Annotated in this window: 20 protein-coding genes; 18 read left to right on the forward strand and 2 right to left on the reverse strand. The window is 52.8% G+C overall.

Annotated features, from left to right (window positions below; all coding sequences use genetic code 11):
- Positions 1-33: 33 nt before the first annotated feature.
- The 8 genes from lepA (at position 34) to ABYK60_RS00145 (ending at position 7,268) form a co-directional block, all read left to right on the forward strand.
- On the forward strand, positions 34-1,824 hold the full coding sequence (gene lepA / locus ABYK60_RS00110) for a translation elongation factor 4 (RefSeq protein WP_372869680.1): 1,791 nt from the start codon (positions 34-36) through the stop codon (positions 1,822-1,824).
- A 203-nt stretch (positions 1,825-2,027) separates the two neighbouring features.
- Complete coding sequence (lepB, locus tag ABYK60_RS00115; protein ID WP_372869682.1) at positions 2,028-2,945, forward strand: signal peptidase I; 918 nt, start codon at positions 2,028-2,030, stop codon at positions 2,943-2,945.
- Positions 2,946-2,950: 5 nt separating this feature from the next.
- Positions 2,951-3,631 (forward strand): ribonuclease III, encoded by a 681-nt coding sequence (gene rnc, locus ABYK60_RS00120; protein WP_372869890.1) that lies wholly within the window; start codon positions 2,951-2,953, stop codon positions 3,629-3,631.
- Positions 3,628-4,626, forward strand: coding sequence for a GTPase Era (era, locus tag ABYK60_RS00125; protein ID WP_240589844.1), 999 nt, complete (start codon positions 3,628-3,630; stop codon positions 4,624-4,626). Before rnc ends, era begins: the two co-directional genes overlap by 4 nt.
- Before the next feature lie 13 nt (positions 4,627-4,639).
- On the forward strand, positions 4,640-5,317 hold the full coding sequence (gene recO / locus ABYK60_RS00130) for a DNA repair protein RecO (RefSeq protein ID WP_372869684.1): 678 nt from the start codon (positions 4,640-4,642) through the stop codon (positions 5,315-5,317).
- A gap of 142 nt (positions 5,318-5,459) precedes the next feature.
- Entirely contained in the window at positions 5,460-6,197 is a 738-nt protein-coding gene (pdxJ, locus tag ABYK60_RS00135) for a pyridoxine 5'-phosphate synthase (RefSeq protein ID WP_372869686.1), read from the forward strand.
- Positions 6,197-6,574 carry a holo-ACP synthase gene (gene acpS / locus ABYK60_RS00140; RefSeq protein ID WP_372869687.1) on the forward strand — a complete coding sequence of 126 codons (378 nt, stop codon included), beginning with the start codon at positions 6,197-6,199 and terminating at the stop codon, positions 6,572-6,574. Before pdxJ ends, acpS begins: the two co-directional genes overlap by 1 nt.
- A 166-nt stretch (positions 6,575-6,740) precedes the next feature.
- Entirely contained in the window at positions 6,741-7,268 is a 528-nt protein-coding gene (locus ABYK60_RS00145) for a DUF962 domain-containing protein (protein ID WP_372869689.1), read from the forward strand.
- A gap of 65 nt (positions 7,269-7,333) precedes the next feature.
- Here the strand turns inward: ABYK60_RS00145 and ABYK60_RS00150 are convergent, their stop codons facing one another.
- Both ABYK60_RS00150 and ABYK60_RS00155 read right to left on the reverse strand, forming a co-directional pair.
- Positions 7,334-8,623, reverse strand: a complete 1,290-nt coding sequence (locus ABYK60_RS00150) for an HlyC/CorC family transporter (protein WP_372869691.1) — start codon at positions 8,621-8,623, stop codon at positions 7,334-7,336.
- Positions 8,624-8,716: 93 nt separating this feature from the next.
- Positions 8,717-9,505 carry an inner membrane protein YpjD gene (locus tag ABYK60_RS00155; RefSeq protein WP_372869693.1) on the reverse strand — a complete coding sequence of 263 codons (789 nt, stop codon included), beginning with the start codon at positions 9,503-9,505 and terminating at the stop codon, positions 8,717-8,719.
- A gap of 254 nt (positions 9,506-9,759) precedes the next feature.
- On the opposite strand from ABYK60_RS00155, the gene ffh reads away from it, so the two are divergent.
- The 10 genes from ffh to ABYK60_RS00205 all read left to right on the forward strand — a co-directional run bounded on the left by ffh (position 9,760) and on the right by ABYK60_RS00205 (position 19,274).
- Positions 9,760-11,133: a signal recognition particle protein gene (gene ffh, locus ABYK60_RS00160; RefSeq protein WP_372869694.1), complete on the forward strand. Its 1,374-nt coding sequence runs from the start codon at positions 9,760-9,762 to the stop codon at positions 11,131-11,133.
- A 155-nt stretch (positions 11,134-11,288) separates the two neighbouring features.
- On the forward strand, positions 11,289-11,540 hold the full coding sequence (rpsP, locus tag ABYK60_RS00165) for a 30S ribosomal protein S16 (RefSeq protein ID WP_011759006.1): 252 nt from the start codon (positions 11,289-11,291) through the stop codon (positions 11,538-11,540).
- A 20-nt stretch (positions 11,541-11,560) separates the two neighbouring features.
- The gene (rimM, locus tag ABYK60_RS00170; protein WP_126166023.1) at positions 11,561-12,091 is read left to right on the forward strand and encodes a ribosome maturation factor RimM; all 531 of its coding nucleotides are present in this window, start codon (positions 11,561-11,563) and stop codon (positions 12,089-12,091) included.
- Positions 12,092-12,106: 15 nt separating this feature from the next.
- Positions 12,107-12,859, forward strand: coding sequence for a tRNA (guanosine(37)-N1)-methyltransferase TrmD (trmD, locus tag ABYK60_RS00175; RefSeq protein ID WP_372869697.1), 753 nt, complete (start codon positions 12,107-12,109; stop codon positions 12,857-12,859).
- A gap of 27 nt (positions 12,860-12,886) precedes the next feature.
- The gene (gene rplS / locus ABYK60_RS00180) at positions 12,887-13,240 is read left to right on the forward strand and encodes a 50S ribosomal protein L19 (protein ID WP_214506693.1); all 354 of its coding nucleotides are present in this window, start codon (positions 12,887-12,889) and stop codon (positions 13,238-13,240) included.
- 296 nt (positions 13,241-13,536) lie between these two features.
- Complete coding sequence (locus ABYK60_RS00185; RefSeq protein ID WP_372869699.1) at positions 13,537-14,628, forward strand: 3-deoxy-7-phosphoheptulonate synthase; 1,092 nt, start codon at positions 13,537-13,539, stop codon at positions 14,626-14,628.
- A gap of 13 nt (positions 14,629-14,641) precedes the next feature.
- Positions 14,642-15,781 (forward strand): bifunctional chorismate mutase/prephenate dehydrogenase, encoded by a 1,140-nt coding sequence (gene tyrA / locus ABYK60_RS00190; protein WP_372869701.1) that lies wholly within the window; start codon positions 14,642-14,644, stop codon positions 15,779-15,781.
- Positions 15,782-15,960: 179 nt separating this feature from the next.
- Positions 15,961-17,625, forward strand: coding sequence for a hydroxylamine reductase (hcp, locus tag ABYK60_RS00195; protein ID WP_372869703.1), 1,665 nt, complete (start codon positions 15,961-15,963; stop codon positions 17,623-17,625).
- Positions 17,626-17,672: 47 nt separating this feature from the next.
- Complete coding sequence (locus ABYK60_RS00200; RefSeq protein ID WP_372869705.1) at positions 17,673-18,752, forward strand: FAD-binding oxidoreductase; 1,080 nt, start codon at positions 17,673-17,675, stop codon at positions 18,750-18,752.
- Positions 18,753-18,899: 147 nt separating this feature from the next.
- Positions 18,900-19,274, forward strand: coding sequence for a hypothetical protein (locus ABYK60_RS00205; protein WP_372869707.1), 375 nt, complete (start codon positions 18,900-18,902; stop codon positions 19,272-19,274).
- The last annotated feature ends 14 nt before the right edge of the window (positions 19,275-19,288 follow it).

The raw sequence follows: 19,288 nt of genomic DNA on the forward strand, positions 1-19,288 counted from the left end.
GTCTTCCATTTTTAGTTTGGTCATTACCGAAGAATGAAACACATTAGAAACTTCTCCATCATTGCCCATATCGACCACGGCAAGTCCACCCTGTCTGACCGTCTTATTCAGGTTTGTGGTGGTCTGACGGACCGTGAGATGGCCGAACAGGTCCTTGACTCCATGGATCTTGAGCGTGAGCGCGGCATTACTATTAAAGCCCAGAGTGTGACTCTGGACTACACCGCTAAAAATGGTGAGACCTATCAGCTGAACTTTATTGATACCCCCGGTCATGTGGACTTTTCCTATGAAGTATCACGTTCACTGGCTGCCTGTGAGGGTGCATTGCTGGTGGTGGATGCCGGTCAGGGGGTAGAAGCCCAGACCCTGGCCAACTGTTACACAGCGCTGGAAATGGATCTGGACGTGGTTCCGGTTCTTAACAAGATAGACTTGCCTCAGGCTGAGCCAGAGCGCGTTGCCGCCGAAATTGAAGATATTGTTGGTATTGAAGCCCGTGATGCAGTGCGCTGCTCTGCCAAGACTGGTTTGGGTGTGGAAGATGTGCTCGAAACTATCGTTGCACAAATCCCTCCGCCAAAGGGCGATCCAGAGGCGCCGCTGCAGGCACTGATCATTGACTCCTGGTTTGACAGTTACCTCGGCGTTGTGTCGCTGGTGCGTATCAAGAACGGTGTGCTCAAGAAGGGCGATAAGTTTAAGGTGATGAGTACTGGCCAGGCTTATAACGCGGATCGCGTCGGTATCTTTACACCGAAGATGCATGACAAAAACGAGTTGAAAACCGGTCAGGTAGGCTATGTTATCGCCGGTATCAAAGAGATCCACGGCGCACCCGTGGGTGACACCCTGACGCTGGCCAAGCACGGTGCTGAAAAGCCGCTGCCGGGTTTTAAGAAGGCTAAGCCTCAGGTATACGCCGGTGTGTTTACCATCTCCACTGATGATTATGAGAGTTTCCGTGATGCGCTGAACAAACTCAGCCTCAATGACGCATCTTTGCAGTTTGAGCCTGAAACTTCCTCAGCACTGGGTTTTGGTTTCCGTATAGGATATCTGGGGCTGCTGCACATGGAAATCATCCAGGAGCGTCTGGAGCGTGAATACGATCTGGACCTTATCACCACGGCGCCGACTGTGGAATACGAGGTGGTTCTGACCAACGGCGAAACCGTGTATGTGGATAACCCATCCGATCTGCCGGCAATTAACTACATCGAAGAGATGCGTGAGCCTATCGTTCAGGCCAACATTCTGGTGCCGAAAGAGTATCTGGGCAACGTTATTACCCTGTGTGTGGAAAAGCGCGGTGTTCAGAAGAACATGGTGTACCACGGCAATCAGGTGGCACTGACCTATGATATTCCCGCTGCCGAAGTGGTGATGGACTTCTTCGACCGTCTGAAGTCAACCAGCCGAGGTTATGCCTCGCTGGAATATAACTTCATTCGCTTCGAGCCGGCAGACATGGTGCGTCTGGACGTGCTTATTAACGGCGATCGCGTTGATGCGCTGGCGATGATTATTCACCGCTCTAATATCCGCCACAAGGGCATTGCGCTGGTGGAAAAGATGAAAGAGCTGATCCCAAGGCAGATGTTCGATATTGCCATTCAGGCAGCCGTGGGTAACCAGGTGGTAGCCCGCTCGACCGTGAAGGCGCTGCGTAAAGACGTAACCGCCAAGTGTTACGGTGGTGACGTGTCACGTAAGAAGAAACTGCTGCAGAAGCAAAAAGAAGGTAAGAAGCGGATGAAGCAGTTGGGTAACGTGGAGGTTCCGCAGGAAGCCTTCCTCGCGGTACTCAAGCTTAACGATTGATCACATTCTTTTGCTTGCACCTCTAAGCCCTGCTTAGTAAAACATCGACAAGGCGCCGCAGTTTGCGGCGCTTTGGTTAGCAAATCCCGGGAGATGAATGTTCAGGGGTATGCTCACCAAAGCGACTGGCTCTTCATAAAAGGCAGGTGTGCCGCTTGAAGAGTTAAGCCAATCACTTTTAACGCCAAGGAGTAACCCCTTTAATGGCTGCGTATTTTTCTCAGATTCTGGTGATAGTCACCCTGGTTTCAGGCTTGATTTGGTTGTTTGATGTATTGTTCCAGGCTCCCAAGCGTAAAGCCGCGCTGGCGGTGGCCCAGTCGTCCAATGCCTCGTTATCAGATGAAGCGGCGGAAGCAATTACCAAAGAGCCTTACATTGTTGAGACTGCTCACTCCATTTTTCCGGTAATCGCTTTTGTTCTGGTGTTGCGTTCATTTTTGTACGAGCCGTTTCAAATTCCGTCTGGCTCCATGATGCCAACCCTGCTGGTTGGTGATTTTATTCTGGTGGAAAAATTCAGCTACGGTATTAAAGAGCCTATGTGGCGCAATAAAATCATAGAGACAGGTAAGCCGGAACGTGGTGATGTTGTGGTTTTCAAATATCCCCAGGACCCCAAGATTGACTATATTAAGCGTGTAGTGGGCCTGCCGGGAGACCGCGTGTTCTATCAAAATAAAGAACTCTATATTCAAAGGGCTTGTGCCCCGGAACAAGTGTGCGAGAGTGTGCAGGCCAAAGTTGGGCGCATTGCCGAAGGTGACAGTGAATTTATGCAGGATGGTGTGCGTCTTAAGCAGTTCAAAGAGACGCTTGGCAAGGTTGAGCACGAAATTTTGATTAATCCCGCCCGCCCGGATATGCGCGGTATGTTTTATCGTAAAGGCAGCGTTGCCTCCGGTGAGTTTGTGGTGCCGGAAGGTCAATACTTTGTGATGGGTGATAACCGCGACAACAGTACCGACAGCCGTTTCTGGGGCTTTGTGCCCGAAGAAAACCTGGTGGGTAAGGCCGTGGCCATTTGGATTAGCTTTGAGTTTGACCGCAAGCCATCAGACACCCTGCCAACCTGGGTGCCCACAGGTGTACGTTTTGAGCGTGTAGGCGGTATCCAGTGAGCATGATTGAGCCGATTAAAAATCTGCCGCGACTGTGCCGGACCCTGGGCTATGAGTTCAGCGATATCAAACTGCTTGAGCAGGCGCTGACCCATAGAAGCGCCTCCAATCAGCACAATGAACGACTGGAGTTTTTGGGGGATTCCATTCTCTCCATCGTGATTTCGGATGCGCTGTTCCATCAGTTCCCCAAGGCCACCGAAGGCGACCTCAGCCGTATGCGCGCCACGCTTGTGCGCGGTGATACGCTGGCGGTGATTGCCAAAGAGTTCAAACTGGGAGACTACCTGAATCTTGGCCCGGGTGAACTCAAGAGCGGCGGTTTTCGGCGTGAGTCCATCCTCGCCGATGCAGTAGAGGCTATTATTGGTGCCGTCTACCTGGACGCCAATCTCGAGATTTGTCGCAGTTTGTTGCTGAGCTGGTATGAGAAACGTCTAGCCGAGATTAAGCCCGGAGTTGGCCAAAAGGATCCCAAAACGCTGCTGCAGGAATATTTGCAGGGTGTTAAGAAGCCCTTACCGGAATACCTGGTTACCCTGGTGGAAGGCGAGGCACACGACCAAACTTTTACCGTTGAATGTCGTGTTATCGATATTGCCGATCCCGTGGTGGGCGTAGGCAGTTCTCGCCGCAAAGCCGAACAGATGGCAGCGGCTCAAGTGTTGGAATTATTGAAACAATGAGCAAGAAACCCGAGTCAGGTGTGCCCGAGTCTGAACCCAGTTTGGACGATCTGCTGGCACGCATGAACAGCCAGAATCAGCCCGAAGAGCATTACGATGTCACCTACTGCGGTATGGTCGCCATTGTGGGGCGCCCCAATGTAGGCAAATCAACTTTGCTCAATAAATTATTGAACCAAAAGATCAGTATCACTTCCCGTAAGCCGCAGACCACCCGTCACCGCATTATGGGTATCCATACTGAAGGGCCGAACCAGATTGTGTTTATCGACACCCCCGGCCTGCACATCGAAGAAAAGCGCGCCATCAACCGATTGATGAACCGTGCGGCAGCCAGCTCGCTGGCCGATGTGTCCATGGTGATTTTCGTGGTGGACGGCATGACCTGGACCGCCGACGATGAGATGGTGCTGAACAAGCTGCGCCGTGGCGGCGAACACCGCAAGACAGTGCTGGCCATCAACAAGGTGGATGGTATTAAGGAAAAGGGAGAGCTTTTCCCTTATCTGATTGAAGTCTCAAAGAAATATGAATTCGATGAGATTTTGCCCATCAGTGCCAAACAGGGCACCAACGTCGAGCGTTTGCTTGAACTCGCCCGCGAGTCGCTGCCTGAGTCTGTGTTCTTCTTCCCTGAAGACTATGTGACAGATCGCAGTCAGCGCTTTATGGCCTCTGAAATCGTCCGTGAAAAGCTGATGCGCTTCCTCGGTGATGAACTGCCCTACGATGCCACTGTGGAAATCGAGCAGTTCAAGATGATGGAAAACGGTGTTTATCAAATCAACGCCCTGGTGTTGGTTGAGCGCGATGGCCAGAAGCGGATGGTGATTGGTAAAAAAGGCGAGCGTATTCGCACCATTGCCACCGAGGCCCGCAAAGACATGGAACGCCTGTTCGACAACAAGGTGTTTCTGGAAGTGTGGGTGAAGGTGAAATCCGGCTGGGCCGACGACGAACGGGCGCTGCGCAGCCTGGGTTACGGCGAAGATTAATCCCGGGGCGGCGATGGAAAGGGGTTACCTGCTGCATTCGCGCCCATATCGGGAAAACAGCGCCATCGTTAACCTGTTGGTGGATGGCGCAGGCCGGGTCGATGCGGTGGCACGGCTCGGCAGCGGCAAGCGCTCCAGCCGGGCGCTGCTGCAACCCTTTCAGCCACTGCTGTTTTCACTCTCGGGCAGGGGCGAGCTTAAAACCCTGAACCAGCCCGAAGCCTACGCACCTGCCATTCCGCTGCAGGGTGATGCCCTCTACGCCGCCCTGTACCTCAACGAGCTGTTGATGCGCTGTCTAAGCCACAGCCACGGTGGCGAGGGGCTTTTTTTCGATTACCACCAAACCCTGATGGCCATGGCCCGAAACTTCAGCCAGCCGCAGCTGCGCTATTTTGAGCTGAAGCTGCTTATGGAGCTTGGGGCCTGTCCGTCACTTATCCTCGATGCCAGCGGTGACGCCATTGAAGCGGGACTCGGTTATCGCCCCGGCAACGAAGGCGGCCTGGTGACCTCATTACAGGCTAACGCCATTCCCGGCCGGACGCTGCTGGCGCTCGCAGATCAGACACTGGAAAGTCAGGACTTTGCTGCCGCAAAGCAACTTCTTCGCACCTTGCTTGCGCCCTTTGTAGGTGAAAAACCCCTGGTCAGTCGTCAGCTTTTTGCCAACCGCTCCCGCTCTGAGTAGTCCTTCTGGCGCTTTGTAGGCCTTATCCGCAAAACTCTCATTGAGGCAGATGGCAAATTGCACCCTTGGCTATATCAAGTGCGGGGGCGTATTTAGTACAATGCCAGCCAAAACCGCTAATACTAAAGTGAAGGAGTACCCGATGAGCCGCATTCTTCTGGGCGTGAACATCGACCATATCGCCACCCTGCGTCAGGCCCGTGGCACTGACTATCCGGATCCTGTACACGCCGCTGCGGTGGCTGAGCATGCCGGTGCCGACGGCATCACCATTCACCTGCGTGAAGACAGACGCCACATCATCGACCGTGATGTTTACCTGCTGGCCAAGACCCTTAAAACCCGGATGAACTTCGAGTGCGCGGTCACCGAAGAAATGCTCCACATAGCCTGTGAGGTTAAACCCACTTATGTATGTCTGGTGCCTGAAAAACGTGAAGAGCTGACCACCGAAGGCGGTTTGGATGTGGCAGGGCAGAAAGATAAAATCCGCGCCGCTGTTGAGCGTCTGGCAGCTCAGGGCATTCTGGTGTCGCTGTTTATCGATGCCGACAAGACGCAAATTGATGCGGCTCACGAAGTAGGTGCGCCCTATATCGAAATTCACACCGGCCGATATGCTGATGCCCATACTGAGGCAGACGCCGAAGCCGAACTCGAGCGTATCGCCTCCATGGCGAAATATGCCCACGGCCTTGGTATTACCGTGAATGCCGGCCACGGCCTGCATTACCATAACGTCAAGCCTATCGCTGCTATTCCCGAACTGTATGAGCTGAACATTGGTCATGCGATTGTAGCCCGCGCCGCCATTGATGGGCTTGATAAAGCCGTTCGCGACATGAAGCAGCTGATGCTTGAAGGTCGCCGGGGCGAGTAATGTCAGTGCTGGGCCTGGGGACTGATATCGTTGAGATTGAGCGCATTCGCCGTCAGCTTGAGCGCGGCGGCGATCGACTTGCGCGGCGGGTACTGACCGAGTCTGAGTTGGCTATCTTTGTTGCCAGTGGTCAGCGGGAGCTGTATCTGGCCAAACGCTTTGCCGCCAAAGAAGCAGTTGCCAAAGCGCTGGGAACCGGCATAGGCCGCGGTGTATCGTTTCAACATATCGAGACCTACAGCGACGATTATGGTGCGCCCTGTGTGCGCCTCACCGACGGGGCGCTGGAGCGGATGCAGCAGCTTGGCGGCAGTCAAATACGCCTGTCCATCGCCGATGAGCGGCATTATGCGGTGGCAACCGCCATACTCTGTTGAGTGGATAAGATTAAGGGAGCCTGGCTCCCTTTTTTGTGGCTGGTGAAAGGTGGCTTGTCAGCGGCTGCTTTCTTTGCTCTACTGGCACACTCGTACCATTTGGTGCGGCGCAGTCCGCCCATCAGGCAGTAAAACCACAATAAGAACCCATGCCAAGGAGAGTATTATGAAGACCGCCGTCGAGCAGCTGACACGCTACAAGAGTGTGCATTTGAACCCGACCAACATCAAAACCCACTTTGTTGGCATTCCGCTTATCATCTGGTCGGCCTTTGTCTGGCTTGGGCTGATCCGCTTTGAGCTTGGCAGCTTTGGCCAGGCCAGCGCCGCGATGGTCTTTACCCTGATAGTGCTTGCCTACTACCTTAAGCTGCATCTGCGCCTCGCCGTAGGTATGCTGATTTTTATCCTGCCGGTGCTTTATACCTCGGATAAGATGGCGGCCGTCCCCCATGCAGGCTGGATTGCTGCGGCGGTGTTTGTCATTGGCTGGGTGTTTCAGCTTATTGGCCATCAATACGAGAAAGCCAAACCGGCTTTTATTGATGATTTAACCCAGCTGCTGATAGGGCCATTTTTTTTAATGGCCGAGCTTTACTTTGCAATGGGGCTTGAGAAAGAGCTCGATAAGGAAATCACTCCAAAAGCCATTGAAGCCCGCAGGGCGTTGGAAGCGGCCAGAAAAGGCGGTTGAAATCGCTGGCCTGATTGGAAAGGCAGTCTGGAAAGTGGTTGGATAATAGCTAAGAAAAAAGACGCTCAAGGCGTCTTTTTTGCTGCCACCGGTGCTTGGTACAGATCTGGCATCACCCGTACCGTTTTAACCATATTTTCCGCTACTTCAATCACCTCTATCGGGTAGCCTTCTAGGCGCATACTGGTGTTGGGGGAGGGGATTTCTTCCAGGTATTCGAGAATAAGCCCGTTGAGGGTTTTGGGGCCGTCGGTGGGCAAGTCCCATTTCATTTCTTTATTAAGCTCGCGTATGTTGATGCCGGCGTCAATCAGCAAACTGCCGTCATCCTGTGGGAATATCTCGTCACATGCGGCTGGCGCCATGGAGGTGGTGAAATCGCCGACTATCTCTTCCAGAATGTCTTCCAGAGTAACCAAACCCTGAATATCACCATATTCATCCACGACCAGACCAATGCGTTCTTTGTTTTGCTGGAAATTGGCCAGCTGCACGTTCAGTGGGGTGCCTTCAGGGATAAAGTACAGCTCTTTCACTGCCCGCAGCAGGGTGGATTTGCTGAACTGCTCTTTGGATTGAAGCCGTAGCGCATCGCGCAAGTGGATAAAGCCGACCGCATCGTCGATGGTGTCGCGATAAACCAGCACCCGGGTGTGTGGGCTGGTAACCACCTGGCGGTTAATGACTTTAAAATCGTCATTAACGTTAATGGCGTAGATTTCGGCGCGGGGGATCATGATGTCTTCCACCGTCACCTTCTCCAAATCCAGAATCGACAGCAGCATATCCTGGTGGCGTTGGGGAATAAGGGCACCAGCCTCGTGTACCACAGTGCGCAGCTCTTCCTGACTCAGAGCATCGTTGGTGGCTACGTTACGAATACCAATCAGTCTCAGAATACCGGAAGTAATGATATTCATCACTTTTACCAGGGGCTGCAATACCACCAATAGCCATTTCAGCAGCATGCTCGAGGGGTATGCGATACGCTCAGGATGCAGAGCGGCTACAGTTTTTGGAGTGACTTCGGCAAACACCAATACCACAACCGTTAATACGCCAGTGGCAATTGCCACACCGACGTCACCCCAAATACGGATACCGATGATAGTTGCAATCGCCGACGCCAGAATATTTACCAGGTTGTTGCCAATCAGAATAAGGCCAATCAAGCGGTCAGGGCGGTCTAGAAGCTTGAGCGAACGCTTGGCACCCTTGTGACCGCTGGTCGCCAGATGGCGCAAACGGTACCGGTTTAAGGACATCATCGCGGTTTCTGAGCCTGAGAAGTAGGCAGAGATCAGGATTAACACTAACAGAGACAGCAGCAGTGTTCCGGTCGATATTGATTCCAAGCAGGGGGCTCCATTAATGCCGGGCGAAGTTAGTAAATACTGGCATTTTAAAGGGGTGTCAAGTGAGCCAGGGAGCTAAGCCCTGGCTCTCAATTAAGTGAGGATAAGCTCTTTAACGATTCGCGCACCAAAGTAGGCGAGTGAAAGCAGGGTCGCCCCGGTCAGGGTATAGGCGATGGCAGTGCGAATACGGCAACCTACCGAGTACTGCTGCCACAGCATAATGATGTACACAAACCAGGCGATAATCGACAAAATGGCTTTGTGCCCCTTGCCTTCGGCAAACATGTCATCGAGGAAGATAAAACCGGTGGCCAAGCCAAGGCTTAACAAAATCACTCCAATAATCACCAGGTGATAAAGTTGTTTTTCCACCGTCATCAAAGGCGGCATCGCCGGACTTAACATTAACTGCTTTTGTTTGAGCTTCTTTTGGATCATTGCCAGCTGAATGGCATAGAGCGCTGCAATCATCAGGGCACTGTAGGCCATCAGCGACAGCACCACGTGTGCCAGCACCTCAGGGTTATGCTCGAAATGGGTGATGTACTTGGGCGGTACCAACCACAGCAGTGCCACCGACAGCACCGAACAGGCATAGACTACCGGCACCACTACTATCACCTTTAGGCGGAAAATCAGCACGCTGAAGGTAAAGGCGATAATCCAGTTCACCAGTGAAATTACATTGGTGAGACTGAAGTTCTGACCGTCATCGGTAAAAATAGCCTGCTGGAGTGCCGCGGCGTGCAGAACTACTGCTATCGAGGCCACGGCGGCAACCGCACGGCGATTGGGGCCTTGTGCATGAAACAGGCGACTGGTGACCAGTATCAGGGCGATACAGTAAAAAAACATGGCTGAGGCAGAGAAAAGAACCATGGGGTATCAACCTACTTAATCGTTGCTCTTGGGCTTCGCATTGCGAAAGCGGGATTAAAGATTCGGCAGTTAGAATAACACGACCCTTGCGCAAATGGGCAGTGATGTGAGTTGCAAATTTTAGCCAATTCTGATTGTTAGCTGCGCTTTATTACCATCGCGGCTTAGCAGCGCGCTTTGGCAGGTAGCATAAACCGCTGGCATCGCTATAATACAGGCCAACTTTGACAATTCTTATAGGTTAGCACTGGACGATGTTTGAGAACCTGACCGACAGACTGTCGCGTACACTGAAGAATATCAGTGGTCGCGGTCGCTTAACGGAAGACAACATTAAAGACACCCTGCGTGAAGTGCGCATGGCGCTATTGGAGGCCGACGTGGCCTTGCCGGTTGTCCGTGAATTCGTAAATGCCGTTAAAGAGCGTGCGGTAGGGCAGGAGGTTGCAAAGAGCCTGACCCCCGGCCAGGTGTTTGTCAAAATCGTTCAGAGCGAGCTTGAAAAAGCCATGGGCGAGGCCAATGAGGCCCTGAATCTGGCTGCCCAGCCGCCCGCCGTGATTATGATGGCAGGTCTGCAGGGTGCCGGTAAAACCACTTCGGTGGCAAAGCTGTCCAAGTTCCTGCGTACCCGACAGAAGAAATCTGTGCTGGTGGTCAGTGCCGACGTGTACCGTCCGGCCGCTATCAAGCAGCTTGAGACCCTGGCAAATGAAGTGGAAGTGGAATTCTTCCCATCCGATGTGAGCCAAAAGCCCATCGACATCGCCAAGGCTGCCATTGGCCACGCCAAGCTTAAATTTATTGATGTAGTTATTCTCGATACCGCCGGCCGCCTGCACGTAGACGATGCCATGATGGACGAGATCAAAGAACTGCATGCAGCGGTGAAGCCAATTGAGACCCTGTTCGTGGTCGATGCCATGACAGGTCAGGACGCGGCCAACACCGCCAAGGCCTTTAATGAAGCGTTGCCGCTTACCGGTGTGGTACTGACCAAGGTTGATGGTGATGCCCGTGGCGGTGCTGCACTGTCTATCCGCCACATTACCGGCAAGCCTATTAAGTTCCTCGGTGTCGGCGAAAAGACCGATGCCCTCGAGCCATTCCACCCTGACCGTGTAGCCTCGCGTATCCTCGGTATGGGCGACGTGCTCTCCCTGATTGAGCAGGTTGAGCGCGGCGTTGATAAAGAAAAGGCGATGAAGCTGGCTTCCAAGGTGAAGTCCGGTGGCAATTTTGACCTGGAAGACTTCCGCGAGCAGCTGCAGCAGATGAAGAACATGGGCGGCATGATGGGCCTGCTGGAGAAAATGCCCGGTGTCGGCCAGTTGCCTCCCGAGGCCATGGCACAAATTCAGGATGGTAAGATGACCCGTCAGATGGAGGCGATTATCAACTCCATGACCCCGGGTGAACGCCGTAACCCGGATATCATCAAGGGCTCGCGCAAGCGTCGTATCGCCGCGGGCTCTGGCACACAAATTCAAGACGTTAACCGTCTGCTCAAGCAGTTCACCCAAATGCAGAAGATGATGAAAAAGATGTCTTCCAAAGGCGGTATGCAGAAAATGATGCGCGCCATGGGCGGTATGATGCCAGGTGGCATGAAGATGCCAGGCCGCTAAAATCCTTTTGGTGCAGCCGGAAAAATGGCCAGTATCGGTTGCATTCGCCTGAAACTCAGGTAAAATTCTTCGGCTTTCTTACTGGGACTCTACCGCGAACACAGGGTTCCAGTTTTTATTTTTGCTTCGGCAAATCATTAGAGGAAAAAAAACGCATGGTTACCATTCGTTTAGCTCGTGGTGGCGCTAAAAAGCGTCCTTTCTACAACATCGTAGTAACTGACTCTCGCAATGCCCGTGACGGCCGTTTCATCGAGCGCGTTGGTTTCTTCAACCCACTGGCCAAAGGCCAGGAAGAAACTCTGCGTCTGGATCTGGACCGTGTTGATCACTGGGTAGGCAACGGTGCTTCTACTACCGATCGCGTAGCCAAGCTGATCAAAGACGCCCGTAAAGCTGCTGCTTAATGGCGTAAAGGTATAGATTGATGAGCAGTAACCAACAGCCGGTAGTAGTGGGCAAAATCGGCTCCTGCTATGGCGTTAAAGGTTGGCTGAAGATCACGGCCTATACCGATTCCGTTGAAGGTATTTTTGATTACTCTCCCTGGTTTCTTAACGAACAGGGAAAGTGGCGCGAAGTGAAGGTGTCCCAGTGGCGTTTTCATGGGAAGTCAGTTGTGGCTGCCCTTGAAGGCGTGAATGACAGGGATCAGGCCCAGATGCTCACTAACTGTGAGATTGGGATCCTGGCGGATCAAATGCCAGAGTTGCCCTCAGACGAGTTCTATTGGCGCGATCTCATTGGCTGTGATGTTATCAACACCAAGGGCTACAACATGGGTGTGGTTGATCAGATCCTGGAAACAGGCTCCAACGACGTACTCATGGTGAAGGCCAACGCTAAAGATGCTTTCGGCAAAACGGAGCGTATGATTCCGTTTCTTCCCGACCAGTTTGTCCTTGAGGTCAAGCTGGCGGAAAAACAGATTATTGTGGATTGGGATCCTGACTTCTAAATCGAGGTACCAAACATGTGGTTAGGGGTAGTTACCCTGTTTCCCGAAATGTTTCGTGCCATCACTGATTTTGGGGTCACGGGTCGGGCCATTAAGAATGGCCTGCTGGAGTTGCACACGTGGAATCCCCGTGATTTCACCCATGACCGGCACAATACCGTGGATGACCGACCTTATGGCGGTGGCCCGGGAATGCTGATGATGGTGCAACCTCTGAAAGATGCCATCCAGGCTGCCCGTGTGGCGGCTGGTGACGGTGCCAAGGTGATTTATCTGTCGCCTCAGGGGCGCAAGCTGACACAGCGCGGCGCGACTGAACTGGCAGGTTCGCAAAAGCTGATTTTGGTGTGTGGACGATACGAAGGTATTGACGAGCGCATCATTCAGACTGAAGTGGACGAGGAATGGTCAATAGGTGATTACGTGCTTTCGGGCGGTGAGTTACCGGCTATGACCCTGATTGATGCAGTGTCCCGTCTGGTTCCCGGCGTGCTGGGAAAACAGGCTTCGGCGGAGCAGGACTCCTTCTCCGACGGCTTGCTCGATTGTCCTCATTACACCAGGCCCGAATCCCTGGATGGACTGGATGTGCCGGCAGTGTTGCTCAGTGGCAACCACGAAGACATTAGACGCTGGCGTCTTAAACAAAGTATCGGAAGAACTTTTTTAAGAAGGCCGGAATTATTTGAAAATCTAGCTCTGACTGACGAACAAACCCGCCTTTTGGCCCAGTTTGTCGACGAAATGGATAGTCCACAGAAGTCGTAGCGCAGTTAATACTAGTATGGAGTTTACATGAACAACATCATCAAAATGCTCAACGATGAGCAAATGAAAAAAGACGTTCCTGATTTCGGCCCAGGTGATACCGTAGTGGTTCAGGTTCGCGTTAAAGAAGGTGACAAAGAGCGTCTGCAGGCGTTCGAAGGTGTAGTAATCGCCAAGCGTAACCGCGGTCTGCACTCAGCCTTTACCGTTCGTAAGATCTCTAACGGTGAAGGTGTTGAACGTGCCTTCCAAACCCACAGCCCTCTGATTTCAAGCATCGAAGTTAAGCGTCGTGGCCGCGTTCGTCGCGCCAAGCTGTACTATCTGCGTGATCGTTCAGGTAAGTCTGCACGTATCCGTGAGAAGCTGGCGACCAAGTAATCGCCTAAACAAGACGCAAGTGTTCGCACAAAAAACCGCCCTCGTGGCGGTTTTTTGTTTTTGTCGCCAGCCCAACGTTGCCGCTGCCACGCCTTTACTCCCGCCTTTTGGCGGCACCCCCACGAATTTTGAATGAATTTTTATCATCTGAGCTTGCAGGCCGCTGGCTAAACAGGCACACTGTGCCTTTAGATGTAATGGTGTAGCATTACAGTGTTACATGTTGGAATTTACAAATGTCAGCTGAGGTTGTCTATGGGGCAGTGTCAGCGCGGTTAAACACAAAAGGTGATCCCATGCAGCAAGATACCATCAACAATGTGCACATCAGCGCCGAGAAGGTGCTTATCACGCCCGAGCAGCTTAAATGCGAACTGCCATTGTCCGAGCATGGGTACCGGTACATTTTGCGCTCCCGCCGCACCGTGGCCGATATAGTCCACAAACGCGATCCACGCTTGTTGGTGGTGGCGGGTCCCTGTTCTATCCACGATATTGCGGCAGCAAAAGAATATGCCCTTAAGCTTAAAAAGCTCCATGATGAGCTTAAGGATGAGTTCTTTATCCTGATGCGGGTCTACTTTGAAAAGCCACGTACCACTGTGGGCTGGAAGGGCATGATTAACGATCCGGACATGGACGAGTCATTCGATGTGGAAAAAGGGCTGCGACTTGCCCGTGAGCTGATGATTTTCCTTGCCGAGCTTGAATTGCCGGTGGCTACGGAGGCCCTTGACCCCATCAGCCCCCAATACATTTCTGAGCTTATCACCTGGTCGGCCATCGGTGCCCGTACCACTGAGTCCCAGACTCACAGGGAAATGGCCTCTGGCCTTTCCATGCCGGTAGGCTTTAAAAATGGCACCGACGGCAAGCTGGATGTGGCTATTAATGCGATGAAATCGGCGGCCAGCGGCCATCGTTTTATGGGCATTAACCAGCAGGGGCAGGTAGCGCTTTTGCAAACCAACGGTAACCCCGATGGCCATATCATTCTTCGTGGTGGCAGCAAACCCAACTATGACACTGCCAGTGTAGCCGAATGTGAAACCCAGGTGCGCTGGGCTGGTCTTGACCCCAGGCTGGTGATCGACTGTAGCCACGGCAATTCCTCCAAAGATCATAAGCGTCAGGATCCTGTGTGCCGCGATGTGTTTGCTCAGGTTGCCGCCGGCAGTGACGCCATTATTGGCGTGATGCTGGAAAGTCACCTTAATGCCGGTAATCAGCCTTGTGACAAACCCCTGTCTGAGCTTAAATACGGCGTATCTGTCACCGATGCCTGCATCGACTGGCAGAGTACCGAAACCTTGCTTCGTGATGGTGCCAAGACCCTCGCCGGGGTTATTCCCCAGCGTTTTGCCATGCCAAGGGCTGCCAATGGCTGACAGGATATTTGATATGACCGAAAAGACCACTGCCGAACTCGAGAACTTACGGGGCCTGATTGATGGTGTCGACAGCCAGTTACTGTCGTTGCTTCGCAAGCGTCTCGATTTGGTGGCACAGGTTGGTACTGTCAAGCACGCGGCGGGTCTGCCAATTTACGCGCCTGCGCGGGAAGCGGCCATGCTCGGTAAGCGCCGGGCCGAGGCCGAGACCATAGGAGTGAGCCCACAGCTGATTGAAGATATTCTCAGGCGTTTGATGCGCGAGTCCTACATGAGTGAAAAGGATGTTGGCTTCAAGCAGGTCAATCCTGAACTTGGCCATATCGTTATCATAGGAGGGCAAGGGCAACTCGGCAGACTGTTTGCGCAGATGTTTGCTTTATCCGGCTACGAAGTTCGGCTACTGGACAAAGATGACTGGGATCATGCCGATGAGCTGTTCGAAGCTGCCGGGCTGGTGCTGGTGACTGTGCCTATTGCTACTACCTGCCAGCTCATCCGTGAGCGCCTTGGCAACTTGCCTGCGCATTGTGTATTGGCAGATCTCACCTCCATTAAGGGGGCGCCGCTTAAGGCCATGCTGGAGACTCATAATGGCCCGGTGGTGGGGTTGCACCCTATGTTCGGCCCTGATGTGGGCAGCCTTGCAAAACAGGTGGTGGTAGTTTGTCATGGCCGTGAAAGCGACAAGTATCAGTGGTTGATGGAGCAGATAGGCATTTGGGGGGCACGGCTGGTTGAAGCCGATGCAAGTCGGCACGATAAGGCGATGCAGCTGGTGCAGGCGATGCGTCACTTCTCATCCTTTGTTTATGGCTTGAATTTGTGTCGCGAGCAAGCAGATATAGACACATTGCTTGAGTTCAGTTCACCCATCTACCGCCTGGAATTGGCCATGGTGGGGCGACTTTTTGCCCAGAGCGGTGAGCTGTATGCCGACATCATTTTCGCCCAGCAAGACAGTCTGACAGCGATTTCGGATTTTCTCGATAACTACCGTGATGCACTGGAGTTGCTCAAAGCTGGTGATCGCGCCGGTTTTATCGAGCGCTTTAATGAAGTCTCAAATTGGTTTGGCAATTACTCCCAACAGTTCCTCACCGAGAGCCGGGCTATGCTGCAATCGGTTAACGATATGCGTTCGGTTTAACTCGCTGTTCCTAATCCTAAAAAAGCGCCTCAATGGCGCTTTTTCTGTTATAAATCAGCAACTACTTAAGATGATCTGCTTCAAGGATTTAAGATTTGCTGCTTTGTAAATGCAGTAATATCCGTATGCTTCGCCTCTAACATGCATAAATAAAGCATGAAAATATAAGGAGCAAAGTCGTGTTTTGTATTCAGTGTGAACAGACCATTCGTACCCCAGCCGGCAACGGTTGCAGCTATGCTCAGGGCATGTGCGGCAAGCTTGCATCCACCTCAGATCTGCAGGATCTACTGATTTATATGCTCAAAGGCGTATCAGCCTGGGCGGTAAAAGCCAATGAACTTGGCCTGCCCGCATCAGAAGCCGATACCTTTGTGCCCAAAGCCTTCTTTGCGACCCTGACCAATGTGAATTTTGATGATGAGCGCATCATAGCGTATGCCAAAAAGGCAGAGGCGCTGCGCAATCAACTCAAAGCCCAATGCATCGAGGCCGCTCAAGCTGCGGGTGTTCGCCTCGACAGCTTACCAGACAGTGCTTCTTTGCTGCTCGCCACTTCAAAGCCTGAGCTGTTGGAGCAGGCCAAGATTGCGCTGCCCAATCTGGGCAAAAGCGAGGTCCATGAGGATGTGATGGCATTAAGGCTACTGTGTTTGTATGGCCTTAAAGGGGCTGCGGCCTATATGGAACATGCCCGTGTGCTTGAGCAGCAATCCGCTGAGATTGCTGCTGAGTTTCATCGCATTATGGCCTTCCTCGGCACAGACAGCGCAGACGCCGATGCCCTGCTTAAAGCAGCCATGGATATAGGCCAGCTTAACTTCAAGGTGATGGCCATGTTGGATGAGGGCGAGACTGCTGCCTTTGGTCATCCAGAGCCAACGCAGGTCAACACCAAGCCGGTTAAGGGCAGGGCTATTCTGGTGTCGGGTCATGATATGAAAGACCTTGAGCTTATCCTTCAACAAACTGCAGGCAAGGGCATTAATGTTTACACCCATGGCGAAATGCTGCCGGCCCTGGCTTATCCGGCGCTCAAAAAGTACCCTCACCTGGTGGGTAACTATGGCAGTGCCTGGCAAAATCAGCAGAAGGAATTTGCCAATTTTCCCGGTGCCGTGGTGATGACCTCCAACTGCATTATCGACCCCAATGTGGGGCAGTATGCCGACCGGATCTTTACCCGCAGTATTGTGGGCTGGCCCGGAGTTGTGCATCTGGAAGGGGATGATTTTTCGGCTGTTATTGATAAGGCGTTGTCACTGGAGGGCTTCCTTTACGATGAGATCCCTCACCAAATCACCATAGGTTTTGCCCGCAATGCCTTGATGGCGGCGGCGCCTGCTGTGGTAGAGAATGTAAAAAATGGCAGCATCCGCCACTTCTTCCTGGTGGGCGGCTGCGATGGTGATAAAGCCGAGCGCAGCTACTTTACCGACTTTGCCAAGGCAACGCCGAACGACAGCCTTATCCTGACCCTTGGCTGTGGTAAGTACAAGTTCAATAAGTTGGAGTTCGGTGATATCAACGGTATTCCAAGACTTCTGGACATTGGTCAGTGTAACGATGCCTACTCAGCGATTCAGCTGGCCCTTGCCCTGTCAGAGGTGTTTGAGTGCGACATCAATGAGCTGCCGCTGAGTTTGGTGCTGTCGTGGTTTGAACAAAAGGCGATTGTGATTTTACTGACTCTGCTGTCGCTGGGCGTAAAGAATATTCGCACTGGCCCGACGCCGCCAGCGTTTCTGACTCCCAACCTGCTTAAGGTGCTCGAGGATAATTTTGGCCTTAAAAATACCACCACGGTCGAGGCCGATCTGAATGCGATTCTGAATGTCGCCTGAGTGGATGCAAGGCGGCGCCTGGCGCCGTCTTTTTAGGGGAAAACATCATGAGTCATAACCGGGACGCCGCGCTGCTTGCGGCCAAACCCTGGCAGGAATTACCGCAACCCAGACCCTTTCGTTTGTGCTGTATTGAGCGGATAGATGAAACCCACAATGTGGTGACATTCCGTTTTGAAGCGGCCGGTGAGCCTGTTCGTTTTTGTTATAAGCCGGGGCAATTCATTACTTTGCTGCTGGACATAGCCGGTGAGTGTTATAGCCGTGCTTATACCTTGTCGTCATCGCCATCCAGACCTTACAGCATCAGCATAACGGTTAAGCGGGTGCATGGCGGTCAAGTCTCAAACTATCTGATTGATAACCTGAGACCCGGTCATGGGTTGGATGCACTGGGGCCCGCAGGCAGCTTTAATCTGGTGGATATCCCGGCCGAAAAGTATCTGTTTTTAAGCGCTGGCTGTGGCATTACCCCCATGTTCAGCATGAGCCGCTGGCTTACTGATACCCGAGTCGGCGCCGATATTGCCTTTATTCACAGTGCGACAACGCAGGCCGACCTGATTTTTGCCAGCAAACTTGAAGCCATGGCCAATGGCCATCCGGGCTTTCGCCTGGGGTATCTGATTGAGCAGGGAGCCTGCCCCGATTGGTCCCATGCCGGTGTCCTGCCGGGGCGTTTGAATCTGCCGGCGCTTGAGACTCTGTGCAGTGATTGGCGTGAGCGAACCCTGTATGTCTGTGGGCCTGAGCCCTACATGGCAGCGGTTGCAGACATGGTACAAGCGGCCGGATTTGCCATGTCCCGTTTTCATCAGGAAAGCTTTGGTACGCCAACTGCTCAATCTGCACCAGCGGCAGGAACGGCCACGGGTTTTATGCTCAAGGTGGGGGATAAGGTGCATCCGCTGGGTGAGTCTGGGCTGCTGCTCGATGGGATAGAAGCGCTTAAACTGCCGATTATTGCCGCCTGTCGCAGTGGGGTATGCGGCGCCTGTAAGTGTCAGGTGCTGGAGGGCGAGGTTTTGCGGTTGTCGGAAATGACGCTCAGTGAAGAAGACAAGGCCAAAGGGATGGTGCTTGCCTGCTCCACGCGGGCACTTTCAGATTTGAGTCTTAAGCTTTAAGTCAGTATCGGCAAATATACTTGGGTTGTTTTTTCGGGCCTTGGTTGCGCTTTTGCCATTGGGAAAGTAAGGTTAAAACAGGGTCGTGATCACAATTTTGAAAACGGTTCGAATTATCGACTCTCGTCAGCCTTATCGGAGCGCACCATGGCCCAACTGAGTTTGCCCCACGCCACCGCCCAGGATACCAGCCTTATTCATCTGCAATATGGGCTGATGAGTGCCTTTCCCCTGTTGCTGCCGGTGTTGATTGCGCTGGCGCTGAATTTATCCCTGCGCAAAAGCGATTGCTGTGGCATTTGCGTTACTCACCTTAAGTGGCAGCGTAATTCCATGTTGGGATTGGCTTTTGGTTTTGCAGTCTGGTATTGGCTTCCAGCTGGTTGGATGGCTACCACAGCGCTGGTGGCCGTGCTCGCCTGGTTTGTGTTGCGAATCGTGAAGGGCTGGGTGAGCCTGATTGATGGTGTTGCGATTCAGTCGGCGATGCGCCGTGAGCAAGCGGCCAACTCTATCGAGTAACGGATAATTGCAGT

The sequence above is a fragment of the Shewanella sp. genome (genome assembly GCF_041630135.1).
Classification (GTDB): Bacteria; Pseudomonadota; Gammaproteobacteria; order Enterobacterales; family Shewanellaceae; genus Shewanella.

Coding starts and splice junctions, on each gene's coding strand:
- lepA (WP_372869680.1), top strand. CDS start 34: ATGAAACACATTAGAAACTTCTCCATCATTGCCCATATCGACCACGGC.
- lepB (WP_372869682.1), top strand. CDS start 2,028: ATGGCTGCGTATTTTTCTCAGATTCTGGTGATAGTCACCCTGGTTTCA.
- era (WP_240589844.1), top strand. CDS start 3,628: ATGAGCAAGAAACCCGAGTCAGGTGTGCCCGAGTCTGAACCCAGTTTG.
- recO (WP_372869684.1), top strand. CDS start 4,640: ATGGAAAGGGGTTACCTGCTGCATTCGCGCCCATATCGGGAAAACAGC.
- pdxJ (WP_372869686.1), top strand. CDS start 5,460: ATGAGCCGCATTCTTCTGGGCGTGAACATCGACCATATCGCCACCCTG.
- acpS (WP_372869687.1), top strand. CDS start 6,197: ATGTCAGTGCTGGGCCTGGGGACTGATATCGTTGAGATTGAGCGCATT.
- ABYK60_RS00145 (WP_372869689.1), top strand. CDS start 6,741: ATGAAGACCGCCGTCGAGCAGCTGACACGCTACAAGAGTGTGCATTTG.
- ABYK60_RS00155 (WP_372869693.1), bottom strand. CDS start 9,505: ATGGTTCTTTTCTCTGCCTCAGCCATGTTTTTTTACTGTATCGCCCTG.
- ffh (WP_372869694.1), top strand. CDS start 9,760: ATGTTTGAGAACCTGACCGACAGACTGTCGCGTACACTGAAGAATATC.
- rpsP (WP_011759006.1), top strand. CDS start 11,289: ATGGTTACCATTCGTTTAGCTCGTGGTGGCGCTAAAAAGCGTCCTTTC.
- rimM (WP_126166023.1), top strand. CDS start 11,561: ATGAGCAGTAACCAACAGCCGGTAGTAGTGGGCAAAATCGGCTCCTGC.
- trmD (WP_372869697.1), top strand. CDS start 12,107: ATGTGGTTAGGGGTAGTTACCCTGTTTCCCGAAATGTTTCGTGCCATC.
- rplS (WP_214506693.1), top strand. CDS start 12,887: ATGAACAACATCATCAAAATGCTCAACGATGAGCAAATGAAAAAAGAC.
- ABYK60_RS00185 (WP_372869699.1), top strand. CDS start 13,537: ATGCAGCAAGATACCATCAACAATGTGCACATCAGCGCCGAGAAGGTG.
- tyrA (WP_372869701.1), top strand. CDS start 14,642: ATGACCGAAAAGACCACTGCCGAACTCGAGAACTTACGGGGCCTGATT.
- ABYK60_RS00200 (WP_372869705.1), top strand. CDS start 17,673: ATGAGTCATAACCGGGACGCCGCGCTGCTTGCGGCCAAACCCTGGCAG.
- ABYK60_RS00205 (WP_372869707.1), top strand. CDS start 18,900: ATGGCCCAACTGAGTTTGCCCCACGCCACCGCCCAGGATACCAGCCTT.